At 72.9% G+C, this 15826-nt stretch carries 16 protein-coding genes; 3 read left to right on the top strand and 13 right to left on the bottom strand.

Going from position 1 to position 15826, the window contains the following annotated elements:
* Positions 1-14: 14 nt before the first annotated feature.
* The 4 genes from AB0C33_RS42715 to AB0C33_RS42730 all read right to left on the bottom strand — a co-directional run bounded on the left by AB0C33_RS42715 (position 15) and on the right by AB0C33_RS42730 (position 3901).
* Positions 15-755, bottom strand: coding sequence for a cytochrome d ubiquinol oxidase subunit II (locus AB0C33_RS42715; protein ID WP_358298845.1), 741 nt, complete (start codon positions 753-755; stop codon positions 15-17).
* Positions 756-766: 11 nt separating this feature from the next.
* Positions 767-2017 carry a cytochrome ubiquinol oxidase subunit I gene (locus AB0C33_RS42720; protein WP_358298847.1) on the bottom strand — a complete coding sequence of 417 codons (1251 nt, stop codon included), beginning with the start codon at positions 2015-2017 and terminating at the stop codon, positions 767-769.
* A 97-nt stretch (positions 2018-2114) separates the two neighbouring features.
* Positions 2115-2783, bottom strand: coding sequence for a response regulator transcription factor (locus AB0C33_RS42725; RefSeq protein ID WP_352361586.1), 669 nt, complete (start codon positions 2781-2783; stop codon positions 2115-2117).
* Positions 2780-3901 carry a sensor histidine kinase gene (locus AB0C33_RS42730; protein ID WP_358298849.1) on the bottom strand — a complete coding sequence of 374 codons (1122 nt, stop codon included), beginning with the start codon at positions 3899-3901 and terminating at the stop codon, positions 2780-2782. The genes AB0C33_RS42725 and AB0C33_RS42730 overlap by 4 nt, the downstream gene beginning before the upstream one ends.
* A 47-nt stretch (positions 3902-3948) precedes the next feature.
* Between AB0C33_RS42730 and AB0C33_RS42735 the strand changes: the two genes are divergently transcribed.
* Positions 3949-4164 (top strand): hypothetical protein, encoded by a 216-nt coding sequence (locus tag AB0C33_RS42735; RefSeq protein ID WP_358000040.1) that lies wholly within the window; start codon positions 3949-3951, stop codon positions 4162-4164.
* Positions 4165-4167: 3 nt separating this feature from the next.
* Here AB0C33_RS42735 and AB0C33_RS42740 read toward each other — a convergent pair whose 3' ends face one another.
* From AB0C33_RS42740 to AB0C33_RS42770, 7 genes are all read right to left on the bottom strand, one after another.
* Complete coding sequence (locus AB0C33_RS42740) at positions 4168-5184, bottom strand: acyl-CoA desaturase (RefSeq protein ID WP_358298851.1); 1017 nt, start codon at positions 5182-5184, stop codon at positions 4168-4170.
* A 172-nt stretch (positions 5185-5356) separates the two neighbouring features.
* Positions 5357-8269, bottom strand: a complete 2913-nt coding sequence (locus AB0C33_RS42745; protein ID WP_358298853.1) for a BTAD domain-containing putative transcriptional regulator — start codon at positions 8267-8269, stop codon at positions 5357-5359.
* Between the two features lie 86 nt (positions 8270-8355).
* Positions 8356-8568, bottom strand: coding sequence for a hypothetical protein (locus AB0C33_RS42750; protein ID WP_352323140.1), 213 nt, complete (start codon positions 8566-8568; stop codon positions 8356-8358).
* Positions 8569-8650: 82 nt separating this feature from the next.
* Complete coding sequence (locus tag AB0C33_RS42755) at positions 8651-8968, bottom strand: DUF3140 domain-containing protein (protein ID WP_352323139.1); 318 nt, start codon at positions 8966-8968, stop codon at positions 8651-8653.
* 29 nt (positions 8969-8997) lie between these two features.
* The gene (locus AB0C33_RS42760; RefSeq protein ID WP_358298855.1) at positions 8998-9654 is read right to left on the bottom strand and encodes a response regulator transcription factor; all 657 of its coding nucleotides are present in this window, start codon (positions 9652-9654) and stop codon (positions 8998-9000) included.
* Positions 9651-10820 (bottom strand): histidine kinase, encoded by a 1170-nt coding sequence (locus tag AB0C33_RS42765; RefSeq protein WP_358298857.1) that lies wholly within the window; start codon positions 10818-10820, stop codon positions 9651-9653. The genes AB0C33_RS42760 and AB0C33_RS42765 overlap by 4 nt, the downstream gene beginning before the upstream one ends.
* Before the next feature lie 16 nt (positions 10821-10836).
* Positions 10837-11424 carry a hypothetical protein gene (locus AB0C33_RS42770; protein WP_358298859.1) on the bottom strand — a complete coding sequence of 196 codons (588 nt, stop codon included), beginning with the start codon at positions 11422-11424 and terminating at the stop codon, positions 10837-10839.
* A gap of 263 nt (positions 11425-11687) precedes the next feature.
* On the opposite strand from AB0C33_RS42770, the gene AB0C33_RS42775 reads away from it, so the two are divergent.
* Complete coding sequence (locus AB0C33_RS42775; RefSeq protein WP_358298861.1) at positions 11688-12434, top strand: SRPBCC domain-containing protein; 747 nt, start codon at positions 11688-11690, stop codon at positions 12432-12434.
* A 79-nt stretch (positions 12435-12513) separates the two neighbouring features.
* Here AB0C33_RS42775 and AB0C33_RS42780 read toward each other — a convergent pair whose 3' ends face one another.
* Both AB0C33_RS42780 and AB0C33_RS42785 read right to left on the bottom strand, forming a co-directional pair.
* Complete coding sequence (locus AB0C33_RS42780) at positions 12514-13302, bottom strand: alpha/beta hydrolase (RefSeq protein ID WP_358298863.1); 789 nt, start codon at positions 13300-13302, stop codon at positions 12514-12516.
* A 276-nt stretch (positions 13303-13578) separates the two neighbouring features.
* Positions 13579-14775: an MFS transporter gene (locus tag AB0C33_RS42785; RefSeq protein ID WP_358298865.1), complete on the bottom strand. Its 1197-nt coding sequence runs from the start codon at positions 14773-14775 to the stop codon at positions 13579-13581.
* 72 nt (positions 14776-14847) lie between these two features.
* On the opposite strand from AB0C33_RS42785, the gene AB0C33_RS42790 reads away from it, so the two are divergent.
* A complete protein-coding gene (locus tag AB0C33_RS42790; RefSeq protein ID WP_358298867.1) occupies positions 14848-15819 on the top strand; it encodes a helix-turn-helix domain-containing protein in 972 nt (323 codons plus the stop codon).
* Positions 15820-15826 lie beyond the last annotated feature (7 nt).

Below are 15826 nucleotides of genomic sequence, written 5' to 3' on the forward strand. Positions count from 1 at the left end.
GGTCACCCGCCTGGTCACAGGTACGACGGCCCGCTGACCCGGTGCCGGAACGTCCACCACACCCACCCCTGCGAGGCCACCAGCAGCGGGATCAGGACGAGGATCACCGGCGTCAGCAGCGCCCCCGACGACCCCGCCACCAGCGGCAGCCGCAGACCGGCCAGCACCCCGACCACCAGCAGCGCACCGGCCGTCAGCGCGTACGTGCGGCCCTCGCCCGCCTCGCCGGACAACACCCCGGCCCGCTCCCGCAACGGTCCGCGCAGCCGCAGCGCCGCGAACGCCAGCCCGTGCACCGCGAACAGCGCCGCCACCACCAGCGCGGCCAGCAGCACGAGCGGCCCCTGGATGCCGAGCAGCACCTCGGCGAGCAGCAGCCCCCAGCTCAGCGCCAGCCCCCAGCTCCCGGCCACGATCCCGCCGTCCCAGAACGCCTGCCAGCGCGCGCCGGGCACCCGCCCGCGCAGCCACAGGCCCATGTCCCTGACCACCCACGAGACGAGCAGCGCGACGACCACCGCGTAGTTGCCGCTCAGGAGATGGCCCTCCAGGTCGGGGAAGAGCCCCGCGAGCACTCCGGCCGAGGCCACCAGCCACACCTCGTTGCCGAGGAAGAACGGCGCGATCGCGGCGATCGCCTCGCGCCGCTCGCCCGCCGACTGCCCGAGGTAGGGCAGCGCCATGCCGACCCCGATGTCGGCCCCGCCCAGCACGAGGTAGCCGAGGGCGAAGAAGGCCAGGACGAAGATCTCCATGATCGGCTCCTTCAGAACGCGGGGACGGGGACGGGGGTCTCGGCCGGAAGGGCGCCGAGCGCGACCGCGCCGGGCCCGCGCCTGGCCGCCCGGGCCAGCAGCCAGTAGTTGACCGCGATCAGCACCGTGAACACCGACACGAACGCCGTCAGCGACAGCCGCATCTCGCCCGCCGTCACCGGCGACATGGCCTCGGACGTGCGCAGCAGCCCGTAGACCACCCACGGCTGACGCCCCACCTCGCGGAAGGTCCACCCGGCGAGCATGGTGACGAACGGCACGGGGATCATCAGCGTCAGCAGCCAGTGCCAGGCCCGGAAGCCGCGCACGACGGGCCGGAAGAACATCAGCAGCAGGCTCAGCCCCGCCACGACGGTCATCACCACCCAGAGGATCATCATCGTGATGCCGGCCCCCTGCACCCAGCCGGTCGGCGGCAGGTAGTCGCCCGGCCCGAACCTGGCCGTCATGTCCGCCTGCACGGCGGCCAGCCGCTCGGCCTGGCCCGTCCAGGCCGCCGCCTTGGACGGCTGGAGGGTCTGGAACCCGAGCCCGCCGAACGTCACCGTGAAGAACGAGGCCGGCAGCGCGACGCCGACGCCGATCCGCAGCGACTTCCTGAACAGGTCGTGCTCGGCCGTGCGTCTGCGCAGGTGGTAGGCGCTCACCCCAGCCATGAAGAACCCGCCGACGATCATCGCGCCGCCGATGACGTGCCCGAACGCGATCTGCGCGGCCGGGTTGGCGATCATCGCCCCGAAGTCGGTCAGCCGCAGCCTGCCGCCCTCGACGGCGTGGCCGACCGGGTTCTGCAGGAAGCCGTTGGAGATCATGATCCAGAACGCCGACGCGTAGGCGGTGAGCGTGACGACCCAGATCAGCGCCAGGTGCGCCCAGCGGTTCAGCCGGTTCCAGCCGAAGATCCACAGGCCCAGGAACGTGGCCTCGACGAAGAAGGCCACCAGCGTCTCGATCGCCAGCGAGGCGCCGAAGACGTTGCCTGCGTAGTCGGTCAGCCCGCTCCACGACAGCCCGAGCTGGAACTCCATGACCAGCCCGGTGACGATGCCCATGGCGTAGTTGATGATGTAGAGCTGCCCCCAGAACCTCGTCATCCGCAGGTGGACGGGGTCGCCGCTGAAGGTGGCCCGGGTCTGGACGACGGCCACCAGCGTCGCCAGGCCGAGCGTCAGCGCGACGAAGAGGAAGTGCGCGCCCGCGGTGAACGCGAACTGCAGCCGGGCGAGGTCGACGGTGTCCATGCCGAGAGCTTGGCGTCACGGCCTGCTCCGCCGCGTCATGCTCCGGTCTGCAATCCGGCGTACAACCCCGGGCCGAAGATCACTAAAGTCGTACGACTCAGGTTGTAAGCCAGCCCGGAGTGATCATCCCGGCCTCGTAGGCGACCACCACGAGCTGGGCCCTGTCGCGCACGCCGAGCTTGGTCATGATGCGGCTGACGTGCGTCTTCGCCGTGGCGGGGCTGAGCACGAGCCGGGCGGCGATCTCGTCGTTGGACAGCCCGGCCGCCACCAGGCCCATGACCTCCCGCTCGCGCTCGGTGAGCGCGTTGAGCTCGGGGCCCGGCTCCGGCCGCTTGACCCGGCCGGCGAACTCCGCGATCAGCCGCCGCGTCACCGACGGCGAGATCAGCGCGTCGCCCCTGGCCACGACCCGGACCGCGTGGATCAGCTCGGCCGGCTCGGTGTCCTTGACCAGGAACCCGCCCGCGCCCGCGCGCAGCGCGCCGTAGACGTAGTCGTCCAGGTCGAAGGTGGTCAGGATGATGACCTTGACGCCGTCGAGCCGCGGGTCGCCGGCGATGCGCCGGGTGGCCTCCAGGCCGTCGAGCTCGGGCATGCGGATGTCCATGAGCACCACGTCGGGCCGGTGCTCGTGGGCGCCCGCCACGGCCGCCGCGCCGGTGCCGGCCTCGCCGACGACCTCGATGTCGTCCTCGTCGGAGAGTATCGACCGGAATCCGGCGCGGACCAGGGTCTGGTCGTCGGCGAGCAGTACGCGGATCATCGGACTCCGTTCAATGGCAGGCGGGCGACGACGCGGAAGCCGCCCTCGGGGCGCGGGCCGGCCTCCAGGTCGCCGCCGAGCGCGGCGGCGCGCTCGCGCATGCCCTGCAGGCCGAAGCCGCTGCCTTCGGTGTACGTGGCGCCCGGGCCGTCGTCCTCGACCCGGATCAGGATGTTCCCCGAGGAGTTGCTGACCGAGAGGGTGGCCTTCGTCGTGCCGGAGTGGCGGGCGACATTGGTCAGCGACTCCCTGATGATGCGGGCGGCGGCCAGGTCGACCTCGGTCGGCACGGCGTCCAGGGGCCCGGACGGCTCGACGGCCACCTCCAGCCCCGACGCCGCGACCAGGTCCGGCAGCCGCGCCAGGCTGTCCGCGGGCCTGGTCGGCGCGTCCTCGTCCACCTGGCGCAGCACCCCCAGCGTGGTGCGCAGCTCGCGCAGCGTCTCCTTGCTGGTCTCCTTGATGGTCCGCAGCGCGGCCTCGGCCTTCTCGGGACGCCTGGCCAGCCCGTGCAGCGCGGCCGACGCCTGCACGTTGATCATGGAGATGTTGTGCCCGAGCACGTCGTGCAGCTCCCTGGCGATGCGCAGCCGTTCCTCGCTCTCGCGCCGCCTGGCCTCCTCCTCCTTGGAGTGCTCGGCGTCCAGCGCGCGCCGCTGCGCCTCCAGCAGGTACGCCCGGCGGTTCCTGGTGACCCCGCCGAACGCGATGGCGGCCACCACCCAACCGGTGATCGCGCCGAACGTGCCGTCGTCCACGTGCCTGGACCCGTGGGACTCGCCGAACCCCATCGCCAGCAGCACGGCGGCCCCGGTGGCGATCGCGGCGGCCAGCCGTCCCTGGTCGGCGGCAGTGTAGAGGGCCACGAACACCAGCACGACCAGCGGCCCGTCGAACCGGGCGAGCGGATAGTAGGCGGACACCGCCACGACGACCACGATCAGCGACGTGACGGGAAGGCGCCGCCGCAACAGCAGCGCGCCGCACGACACGATCGGCAGCACCACGTCCAGCGCGCCGGCGGGCTGCTCGCTCCTGAGCCCGGCGAGCAGGGTGCCGGCGAGCGCGACGGCGACGACCACGAGGGACACCGTGCTGCTCGCCGACAATCTAGGCATGTGCTCCATTTTGTATGGTCGTGCGAGTGATGGGGTAGTTGACCGAGATGAGTACCAAGGATGAGCTCCGGCAGGTCGAAGAGGACCTGGCCCGGCTGAAGGCGGAGAACCAGGACGTGCGCGACCAGGTGGGCACCATGGGCGCGACCGACCAGATCGAGACCGCCGCCATGATCGCCCAGGCCGACGAGCAGTCCGAGCTGATCGCCGACCTCGAACGACGCCGTGCCGATCTGGAGAGGCGGGTCGAGGAGGAGGGCTGAGGCTCAGCGGCGCAGCGGAGCGCCCACCTCGTGCAGGTGGCGCAGGGCCTGGCCGTAGGAGGCGACGAGCCCGGTCTGCAGGTAGCTGACGCCGACCTCGGCGCAGTAGCTCTCGACGATGGGCTGCGCCTTGCGCAGGTTGGGCGCGGGCATGTTCGGGAACAGGTGGTGCTCGATCTGGTAGTTGAGCTGGCCGAGCGCCACGTCGGTGAACAGGCCGCCCCTGACGTTGCGGGAGGTCAGCACCTGCTTGCGAAGGAAGTCCAGCTTGTCGTCCTTGGTCAGGACGGGCATGCCCTTGTGGTTGGGCGCGAACGTGGAGCCCAGGTAGAGGCCGAACAGCCCCTGATGCACGGCCAGGAACACCAGCGCCTTGCCGAACGGCAGCACGGCGAAGACCGCGCCGAAGTAGAGCACGAAGTGGGTGGTCAGCAGCGCCAGCTCCGCCCACGGCCGCTTGGCCGCCGGCGCGAGCAGCGCCTTGAAGCTGGCGATGTGCAGGTGCCAGGCCTCAAGGGTGAGCAGCGGGAAGAACAGGAACGCCTGGTACCTCGCGACGGCCCGCGCCAGGCCCGCGCTCCGCGTCACCTGGTCGTCCGACCAGACGATCACCGCGGGGGAGACGTCCGGGTCGTGGTCCTCGTGGTTGGGGTTGGCGTGGTGGCGGTTGTGCTTGCTGGTCCACCATCCCCAGCCCAGGCCGATGCCGAGGTTCCCCAGCAGCAGACCGGTCACGTCGCTCGGCCGCCGCTTCCTGAACACCTGGCGGTGGCCCAGGTCGTGGGAGACGAAGCCGATCTGCGCGAAGACCACGGCCAGCGCGACCGCGACGAGCAGTTGCCACCACGAGTCGCCCACCCAGGCGAACAACGCCCAGCAGCCGAGGTACGCGGCGACCACGATGGTCAGCCGCACCGCGTAATAGACCGGACGCCGGTCGAGGAGACCGGCGTCAGAGATTCGGCGGGCTAGTCGGGCGAAGTCACTGCCCCGGGTGTCGACCACACTTGGACTGGCCACAGATCTCCTCACATTGCGGTGGAAAGTTGCCACAACCCTGGCGTATCCGCCGCGAAACCGGAAGGTGTTCCATGCTCGTCCGGGGAGCGGCGGAGAAGGGGTTCGTCGTCGGTTTCCGTGGCCTCTTCCCCGACCATATGGCCCGGCGGCGCATGCCGCGTACGCGACGGGCTCAGCCGAGCAGGGACATTGCGTGCCGCTCCGGGGCCGGCAGCGCCGCTCCGCTGGTCAGAGCCTCGTGGAAGGCGTCGGTGCCGAGGGCGGAGCGGCATCGTCCGATCAGGGCCACCACGGCGGGGTCGGCGGGGTCGGCGACGCCGCGCAGCGCGCGGGCCGCGCCCAGCAGCTCGGCCGCCGGCCGGGGCGGCAGGTGCTCGGCGACGCCTTCCAGCACGGTCGCGCGGGCCGTCCGGTCGCCGCAGGTCTCCATCAGCTCCAGCGCCGTGCGCAGCGGCGGCCCCGGCTCCGTCACGCGAGCCAGCTCGACCTGCATGAACGCCCTGAACTGCGCGGGCCCGTCCCCGCTGCCGAGGGCCAGCGCGCGGTCGAGCAGCCGGGCCGCCGCCGACCGGTCGCCGGTGCGCCGGGCCAGCTCGGCGCGGGCGTGCAGGACCCTGGCCTGGGTCACCGCGTCCTCGGCCCGCAGCGCCGACCGCCATGCCTGCGCCAGCGTGGTCGCGGCCCCCTCGTGGTCGCCCGCCCGCGCCTTGAGCTGCCCGAGCCGGAGCAGGAACGTCATCGGGCCGAACGGCGCGTCCAGCCCCGACAGCTCCGCGGCCAGGCGTCCCGGCTCCTCGGCACGGGCGAGCGCGGCGGCGAAGTCGCCCCGGTTCTCGGCGACCAGCGACAACCAGTAGAGGCAGGCCCACTGGCCCCAGCGGTCGCCGGTGCGGCGGAAGCCGTCGAGCGCCGGGCCGAGCAGGTCCTGCGCGCCGGCGACCGGGCCGTACTCGAACCGGACGATGCCGCCGACCAGCAGCGCGGCCGAGCGCGTCCACAGGTCGGGGGAGTCGCGCAGGCGCTCGACGACGTCCTCGGTGAGCTCGACGACGTCGGCGGGCGGGCGTTGCGCGCCGCTCATGGCCCAGAAGTTCAGCGCGGCGGGATGGTCGGAGTCGAGCACCGCCGGGGTCGGCTCGCCGCCCGTGAGCACCCGGCACAGCCCGTGCGCCAGCTCGCGTCCCGGCGGCGGCACGTCACCGACCCGGCGCAGCACGGCCGCCGCCCGCTCGCTCATCTCGCGCCGCCGTCCGCGCATGATCCAGGGCCAGAACCGGGGCAGGATCAGCCTGAGCGGGTCGTCGGAGTGGCGCAGCGCGGCGTCGAGGTTGTCCTGCTCGGCGTCCAGCACCTCCAGCCAGGCGAGCTGCTCGCCGGTACGCAGGAGCGGATCGGCGGTCTCGGCCAGCCGGGTGTAGTAGCGGGCGTGGGCCTGCCGGAGGGCGGGCAGGTCGGCGGCGGCGTACTGCCTGATGGTGGCCAGCATCGAGTAGCGGTCGCCGGAGACCGAGACGAGCGACTTGTCCACGAGCGAGGCGAGATCGTCCGGGTCGCCGCCGCACACCTCCGCGACGGCCTCGTACGTCGCGCCGCCGGAGAAGACCGTCAGCCCGCGCAGCAGCTCGCGCTCGGGCGCCGACAGCAGGTTCCAGCTCCAGTCGATGACGTCGCGCAACGTGCGATGGCGCGGCTCGGACGTCCGCCCTCCGCGGAAGGCCAGCCGGTCGCCGAGCTGCCGGACCAGCACGGACACCGGCATCGTGCGCAGCCGCGCGGCGGCCAGCTCGATCGCCAGCGGGATGCCGTCGAGCTCCCGGCAGATGCGCCCGGCGTCGGCCGCGCTCACCTCCAGGCCGGGCCTGGCCGCCGCGGCCCGCGCCAGGAACAGCTCCGCGGCCTCGGGCAGCGGCAGGACGGGATGCAGCACCTCGCCGGGGATGTCGAGCGGCTCCCTGCTGGTGGCCAGGACGCGCAGCCCGGCGACCTCCGACAGCAGCCACCGCGCGACCGTGGCGGCCTCCTCCACGACGTGCTCGCAGTTGTCCAGCACGATGAGCGGCGACGTGCCGCGCAGCGCCCGGACCACGTCGGTCGTCCGCAGCACGCTCTCGACCGCGGCCCGCACCCCCGTGGCGGAGGCCAGCTCGACCAGCCACACGCCGTCGGGCACGTCGAGACCGCGGGCCGCCTCCAGCGCCAGGCGGGTCTTGCCCACGCCGCCGGGGCCGACCAGCGTGACCAGCCGCTCGTCCCGGCCGCCCAGCAGGGCGTGCAGCCGGGCGACGTCGCCGGTGCGGCCGACGAAACCGGTCAGCCGGGCGGGCAGGTTGCCCCTCGGCGCGGGAGCCGGGTCGCGCAACGCCGCCATGTGGGCCGCGCGCAGCTCGGGGCCGGGATCGACGCCCAGCTCGTCGGCCAGGTCGGCCCTGATCCGCTCGAAGACCTCCAGCGCCTCGCCGCGCCGCCCGCGCGCCACCAGCGCCCGCATGAGCAGGGCGTGGAACGGCTCGCGCAGCCGGTGCGCCGCGACCAGCTCCTCCAGCTCGGCCACGACCCCCGGCCCGCCGTCCCGTCCGCCTCGCGCCTGCTCGGACGCGGGCTCGGACGCGGGCTCGGGCCCGAGGGCGGGGGCGGCCTCGGCGGTCAGGTCGGCGGTGATCGCGGCGGCCAGGGCCGTGAGGCGCAGTTCCTCCAGCCGGGCCGCGGGCGCGGCGGCGAAGGCCAGCCCGGCCGCGTCCGCCAGCGCGGGCCCGCGCCACAACGCCAGCGCGCCGCGCGGGTCGCCGGCCCGCACCAGCCGCTCGAACGCCGAGGCGTCCACCTCGCCGGGCGGCACGTCCAGCAGGTAGCCGGCCGGGTGCGAGGAGATCAGCCCAGGCGCCTGCCTGCGGGCCCGCGACACCAGCGACTGGAGCGCCGCGGCCGGATGGGCGGGCGGCTCACCGGGCCACAGGTCGTCGATCAGCCGGTCGGCGGTCACCACCCGGCCCGGGTCGAGCGCCAGACGGACGAGCAGGGCCCGCACCCGGGCGCCGCCGATCTCGGCCCCAGCCACCTGGAGCGCCCCCAGGACCCCGATCCGCATGCCCCCACCGTACGGGCATGCGGCCATGCCGGGTTCCCGGCGGGCCGCCCGCCTTCACCCGGTTCGAGCAGCCCGGCGCAGTGAGCTCAGCTCTCCGAGAGCCGGTCGAAGAGGGTGAGCGCCGCCTGGCGCACCTCCTCCGGGGTCAACCCGTCGAGGGCCTGCCGCGCGTCGGCGATGTCACGCGTCGTGGCCAAGGTGATGGCCACGGACGAGGCCGCGGCACGGTCGATCGATCCCGTCGGGGCGGCGTCGGCCAGCTGCTGGGCGCTCGCGGCGAGGTCGAGGTTGTCTCTCAACGGATCTCCTCGGACGAAGTCGGCTTCGCACATTTCATCACTTTGCGTCGCCCCACATCCACCATTTGTTGAATTCGAGGCGTCATGCCCTGAGCGGGTCGTGGCCGACGGACATGAGCTCGCGCCGCGAGTCGTCGTCCGTCCGGTCGCCCATGGTCTCGACCAGCTCGACGACCTGGCGCATCACGTCCAGGTCGGCCTTGGTCAGGTCGCCCTTCCGCTTGCTCAGGACGTGCAGCACGCCCCTGCCCAGCTCGTCGATGCCCATGTCGGGGTCGGGAGGGAAGCCCTCCTCGTCCGAGGCGTCGGCGAGCAGGTAGCCGCGCAGCTCCTCTGAGTTCATGTTGACCGCCCGGTGGAACTCGTTCCAGAGCGTGTCCGTGTCGAAACCCTCAGTCATATGGGCCGCCTACCCGCCCGACCCTCGCGTTACGCCCCGGGAACGGTCAGCCCCGACTCGTAGGCCGCGATCACCGCCTGCACCCGGTCGCGCAGCCCCAGTTTGCTCAGCACGTTGCTGACGTGCGTCTTCACGGTGTGCTCGCTGACCACCATGGCCTCGGCGATCTCCGCGTTGGACAGGCCGCGCGCGATCAGCTGCAACGTCTCGCGCTCCCTGGCGGTCAGCGACTCCAGCGTGTGCGCGGGAGCGGCGGTCGTCGCGGGGCGGGAGGTGAACTCGGCGATCAGCCGCCTGGTCACCGTGGGCGCGAGCAGCGACTCGCCCGCGGCCACGACGCGCACCGCGGTCACCAGGTCGTCCCGCCGCACGTCCTTCAGCAGGAACCCGCTCGCGCCCGCGCGCAGCGCGTCGAACACGTAGTCGTCCAGGTCGAACGTGGTCAGCATCAGCACCCGGCAGGCGGTCTCGGCGCACACGATCCTGGCCGCCTCGATGCCGTCCATCCTGGGCATGCGGATGTCGAGCAGCAGCACGTCCGGCTCGTGGGCCCGTACGGCGGCCACGGCCTCGACCCCGTCGCCCGCCTCGGCCACCACCGAGATGTCGGGCTGGGCGTCGAGGATCATCGTGAACCCGCCCCTGACCAGCTCCTGGTCGTCGGCCACCACGACGCGCACGCTCATCGGCCGGCCCCCAGCGGCAGTCGCGCCGACACCGCGAAGCCGGGCACGTCCGCGCGCGGGCCGGCGGTCGCGCTGCCGCCGCAGGCCGCGGCCCGTTCGCGCATGCCGATCAGGCCGTTGCCGCCCGAGGGCAGCGCGGGGCCGCCGCCGCGCCCGTTGTCCGTGACGTCGATCATCAGGTGGTCGTCCTCCCAGGTGAGCCGGATCTCGGCGCGGTCGGCGCCGGAGTGCTTGACGATGTTGGTGAGCGCTTCCTGCGTGATCCGGTAGGCGGCCAGCGCGCTGTCGGGGCCGATCGGGCGGGGCTCGCCGGACTCGGCGAAGCGCACGTCCAGGCCGGTGCCCGCCACCTGGCCGGCCAGCGCGGGCAGGTCCGCGAGGGTCGGCTGCGGCGTCCGCGGCGCCTGCGGCTCGTCCTCCTTCAGTACGCCGAGCATGCGGCGCAGCTGCACCATCGCGTCCCGGCCCGCGGCGGCGATGGCGTCGAAGGCGGCCTCGGCCCTGGCCGGGTTGCTGCGCACCACGACGGGCCCCGCCTCGGCCTGGACCACCATGAGGCTGACCGCGTGGGCCAGGATGTCGTGCATGTCGCGGGCGATCCTGGCCCGCTCGCGTTCGGCCGCGCGCTCGGCTTCCAACTGACGCTCCCTTTCGAGCCGGGCCGCGCGCTCGGCCAGCTCGGCGGCGTGGGCGCGGGACGTGGCCGCCGCGCGGCCGATGGCGTAGGCGGCGGTGAACAGGGCGACCCCGCGCATCGCGGTCTCCCACGAGCCGACGGAGGACAGCCCGCCGACGAGGGTCACGACGAGCATGACGACCCTGGGCAGGCGGGGTGAGTACGCGGCGACCGTGTAGAAGGCGACCAGGGCGCCGTACCAGATGGGCTGGCGGGCGACGTTGTCGGCGAAGTCGTAGAGCGCGCCCACGACCAGGCTGGCGATCAGCATGGTCACCGGCCACCGGCGCCGCCAGACGACGGGGAGCGAGGCGCCGATCGCGATCACGTACCCCCACCAGTCCCATCTGCCGCCCTGCGGGTCATGGCTGGAGATCAGCGGCCAGGCCTGGACGAGGGCGATCAACAGGGCGAGCGCCCCGTCCACCCAGAAGTTGGGGAGCGCTCGAAGCCGGCGACGGAAGACGTCGACAAGCGTCAGATCGGACACGGGGTCCCATTCTTCCTCACGCATGGACGAGCACGGGCCGGGCGCCGGCCGGGGCCTGGCGGCGGGCCAGCGGCCAGAACGACACCAGCATGCACACGGCGCCGAGCGGGATCAGGTCCTTCTCCAGGACCGGGAGGGCGAAGTCGAGCATGACCAGGACGGGGGTCCAGAGCTTGACCTGCCGCCGCGCGGCGAGCTGGACGACCAGGGCCAGCTGGGCGACGTAGAACAGGAGCGGGCCGGCGGCGTAGACCGCGAGCGACACCCCCGGAACCGCCTGGACCTGGTCGAACAGCGGGGACATCGCGTCGTGGTCGGTGGCCATGAACCCGACGACGATGTCGATCACGAACTGCGCGGCCGCGCAGGCGATGCCCACCAGGCCGACCACGAGGCTGGTGGTGGCGACGCGGTTGCCGCCCAGCATCTGCCACATTTCCCGAAATATCATGATGAACAGGGCAAGAGCGGCAAGAAAGGCGAGATGGCCGGCCGTCCAGGCCAACCCCGGCCCTCGGCTCCCGTCCAGGCCGTCGACGATCCGGATCACGCCGTACGACAGGACTAGCAGCGGGGCGGCCACGAAGGCGGCGCGGGTGTTCATCAGAGGTTCTCCTCAAGGGCCGGGGCGATGCACTTATCCTGCGGTTTTCCGCTCCGGATGTGATCGCCGGGACGGGCGATCCCGCGCCTCGCTCTCAAGAGGGATGCCCCTCGCTCCCACGCCCCACAAGCCTGCCGACCGCGCCCAGATGCCGGCCGACCGTGCCCCACATGCCGGCCGACAACAGGAGTCGGCTTGACAAGCGATATTGTCGGTGCGATCGCCGGCCGCACACCGCGCCGGGCCGTGACAGGGAGACCGCCATGCCGCACGAGTTCGAGATCCGCCACGAGATCCAGCTGGACGCCGCCCCCGACGTCGTCTGGCAGGCCATCGCGGAGGGCCCGGGCATCGACTCGTGGTTCATGGGCCGTACCGAACTGGAACCGCGCGAAGGCGGCCGGGGCACGCAGACCTTCGGCGACGACGTCGCCACCGAGTCGGTGGTGACCGCCTGGGAGCCGGGCAGGCGCCTGGCCCACCGGGGCGTGGAGAACCCCGACGGCACGTTCATGGCCTTCGAGTACCTGCTGGAAGCCCGCGGCTCGGGCAGCACGGTGCTCCGCTTCGTCCACAGCGGCTTCCTCGGCGACGACTGGGAGTCGGAGTACGACGACCTGGAGCGCGGCGACCTCCAGTACCTGTACAAGCTGGCCGTCTACCTCAGGCACTTCCCCGGCAGGATCTCCACCCACAACCTGTTCCTGGCCGGCCCGTGCGCGTCGGAGGAGCGGTTCTGGGCCGCGCTCGGGGCCGCGCTCGGCGTCGCCGGCCGTCCGGTGGCGGGGGAGAAGGTGACGGTCGCGATCGAGGGGCGTTCGCCGGAGCGGGGCGTCGTGGAGTGGGTGACCGCCCCGGGCGCGTTCGTGGCGGTCCGTACGGACGACGGCCTGTACATGTTCGTCCAGGGACGCGGCATGGCGGTGGTGGAGCACCACGCCTACGCCCCGGTGGACGGCGAGGCCCTGGAAGCCGCCTGGACCCACTGGCTCGCCACCGTCTCCCCCTGACCGCCCGCCCTCAGGCGAAGAACTCGCCTGAGCGGCGGCCCTCAGGCGAACCCCACCGTCTTCGCCTGACCGGCGGCCCTCAGGCGAAGAACTCCCGCAGCACCGGCGCCAGGGCCTCCGGCTTGACGATGTGGGTCTGCCCGTCGAGCGTGCGGTGGTCGGCCGCGGGCAGCGCCTTCGCCAGCGCGCCGACGGAGTTGCGCATCCACTGCGGGCTCTTCCCGCCGTCGGCGACGAGCGTCGGGACGGTCACCGACGCCCACGCGTCCTCCGGGTACGGCACGCCCCGCTGGTGCGGGAAGACGAGCGCGGTGTCGTACGGCAGGGTGTGCGCCACGGCCTTGAGCGTGGCCCACGCGGGCATGAACCGCATCATCGCCACCACGATCGCCGGCAGGCCGACCCCTTCGCGCATGAACATCCTGACCGCCTCGGCCCGGCGGCCGGCGGCCACCAGCGCCTCCAGGCGTCGCGGGTAGTCGTCCTTGATCGGGGGGCGGGTGCCGTCCACGACGAACGGGGGCTCGTACAGGGCCAGGCGCTCGACGGGCAGGCCGTGCTGGACCGCGGCCAGGGCGAGGGCGGCGCCGGAGGAGGTGCCGTACAGGCGGACCGAGCCGCCGGCCTCCTTGACGAGCGCGGCCAGGTCCTCGACCTCCCGTTCGACGGCGTACGGCTGGGTGTCGCCGCTCTCGCCCCGTCCGCGCCGGTCGTAGGTGTAGACCGTGAAGTCGGGGGCGAGCGCCTCGGCCAGGCCGCCGTTGATGCTGGAGCCGCGGAAGCTGAGTGCGCCGTCCACGAGGATGACCGCCGGGCCCTGGCCTGCGCGTTCGTACGCGATGGGGGTGCCGTCCGCGGAGTTGATCATGCTGCTCATGGTGTTCCTCCCGTTTCGTGGTGCCCACGCTAGCTGCCGACAAATAAAATTGTCAAGAAATCTTTTGGGAGAAGACGTACTGATACGGGTACCTCTGCGCTCTTACGTGGTGGAGTCGTCCCGAGCGCGGGGGAACGCCGGGGCGGCTCCCACATCGCGTGCCGCGAAAAGGAGGGGACGGCACGTGCCGCAGACGGGGGCGGGCGGTCTGCCAGCCGCACGCCCCGGCCGCGGCACGTGCCGTGGGCACCGTCCCCTCGGCGTCGGCTACGTCGCCGGGACCGTGACCGGCCCGCTCCCGGACGCCTGCGACCTGCGGCCGAGCCGCCGTACCGGCCCGATCACCAGCAGCGCCGTCACCACGCCGACCGTCACCAGGGCCGAGCCCAGCATGAAGACGCGCGGCTCGACCAGCGCGGTGACCGGGCCGGCCAGCGCCTGCCCGACCGCCATGCCCGCGACCGACCCGGCCACCTGGTAGGCGTTGACCCGGTTCAGCACGTCCGGCGCGACCTGGGTCTGCACGGTGGTCGACCACATCACCGACCAGAAGGCCATGGCGCATCCCCCGAGCAGGTGCCCGGCCATCAGCAGCGGCAGCGGCGACCCGAGTGCGACCGACAGCGGCACGGCGACGTACCCGATCAGCGCCATCGCCCCCGCCGCCAGCGGCCTGCGCGGCTTCAGCCGGATCGCCACCAGCCCGCCCAGCACGGTCCCGAGGCCGAGCGCCGCCATCACCCAGCCGTAGTCGGCCCCGATGACCTGGGACGACAGCGGCACGTACGGCCCCACCACCAGCACGCCCCAGAACACCCAGACCAGGATGACCGACCACATCCAGCTCCTGGCCTTGAACTCCTCCCAGCCCCTGCGCAGGTCGCTCAGCACGTCGGACGGCTCCGGCGTGGGCACGGCGACCCGCACCAGCACCAGGCACACCGCGCTGACCAGGAACGTCGCGGCGTCCACGGTGTAGACGAAGACCGGCCCGGTGGCCACGACGAGGATCCCGGCCAGCGCGGGCCCGACGAGCTGGGTGACCGCCTCGGCGATCTTCAAGGTCGCGTTGGCCCGCTGCGCATCCTCGGCGACCAGCGGCACCATCCCGTTGACGCACGGTTCGAACACCCCGGCGGCCATGCCCGACAGGAACGCCATCGCCAGCAGCAGGGCGAACGGCGGGGCGCCGTCGAGGAAGGCGACGGCCACGACCGCCTGGGTGACCACCCTGACCACGTCCGCGCCGATCATCAGGCGCCGGGGTCCGATCCGGTCGGCGACGACCCCGCCGAACAACATGACCAGCACGGCCGACGCGGTCCAGAGCGCGAGCACGAAGCCGACGCCGGCGATCCCGTAAACTTTGCCGATCGCCAGCGCCGAGGCGACGGGCATCATCGCGTCGCCGAGCAGCGAGATCGTGCGGGCCCCGAAGTAGAGGGCGAAACTCCTCGTCCACATGAGCCCTAATTCTGGATTTTTCCAGATCAGAGCACCGGTGTCCCAAATGACATCATTGGGTACATTTGCGCCATGCCCCTGGACTGTCCCGAGACGCCTCCGGCCCCCGTGAGCCCGCACCGCGTGGTCGCCCTGGTCGCCCCCAACCAGGAGCTCTATCCCGTCACCTCGGCCTCGGCCGTCTTCGGCTACCAGGGCCCCGACATCCCCCAGCACTACAGCCTCACCCTGTGCGCCGAGCGGCCGGGCTCGCTGCCCACCACCCTCGGCGTCCCCATGCAGGTGGACAGCGGTCTCGAAGCCATCGACGAGGCCGGCACCGTGATCGTCGCGGGCTGGACCCTGGTCCCCTCGCCGGCCGTGCTCGACGCGGTGTCCCGGGCCCACTCCCGCGGGGCGCGGATCGTCGCCGTCTGCGCGGGCATCTTCATCCCCGCCGCGCTGGGCCTGCTGGACGGCCGCCGCGCGTCCGTCCACTGGGAGCTGTCCGGGGAGCTGGCCGCCCGCCACCCGCGCGTCATCCCCGACGACACCGTCATCTATGTGGACCACGGCGACGTCGCCACCGCCGGAGCCTCGGCCGCCGCCCTCGACCTGTGCCTGCACCAGGTGCTCCAGGACCACGGCGCGGCCCACGCCATGCGCATCGGCCGCCAGCTCGCCGCCGGGCCGCACCGCGAGGGCTGCCAGCGCCAGTACCCGCCGCTGCCCACCGCGGGACCCATGCCGGACTCCCTGGCCCCGCTGCTCGAATGGCTGCTCGGCCGCCTGCCCGACCACGTCACCGTCGAGGACATGGCCGCCTACTCAGGCGTCTCCGCGCGGACCCTGACCCGGCAGTTCGCCGATCAGCTCGGCGTGCCGCCCGCCCGCTGGCTGCTGGAACGCCGGCTGGCCGCCACCCGGGCGCTGCTGGAGGAGACGGACCTGCCGGTCGAGACGATCGCCACCCGCGTCGGCCTCTCCTCGGCCGTCAACCTCCGCCGCCGTTTCCACACCGCGCTGCGCACCACCCCGGCCGCCTACCGGCGCTCCTTCCGCTGACGGGCGG

It is taken from the genome of Nonomuraea sp. NPDC048881 (assembly GCF_040649795.1).
GTDB lineage: Bacteria > Actinomycetota > Actinomycetes > Streptosporangiales > Streptosporangiaceae > Nonomuraea.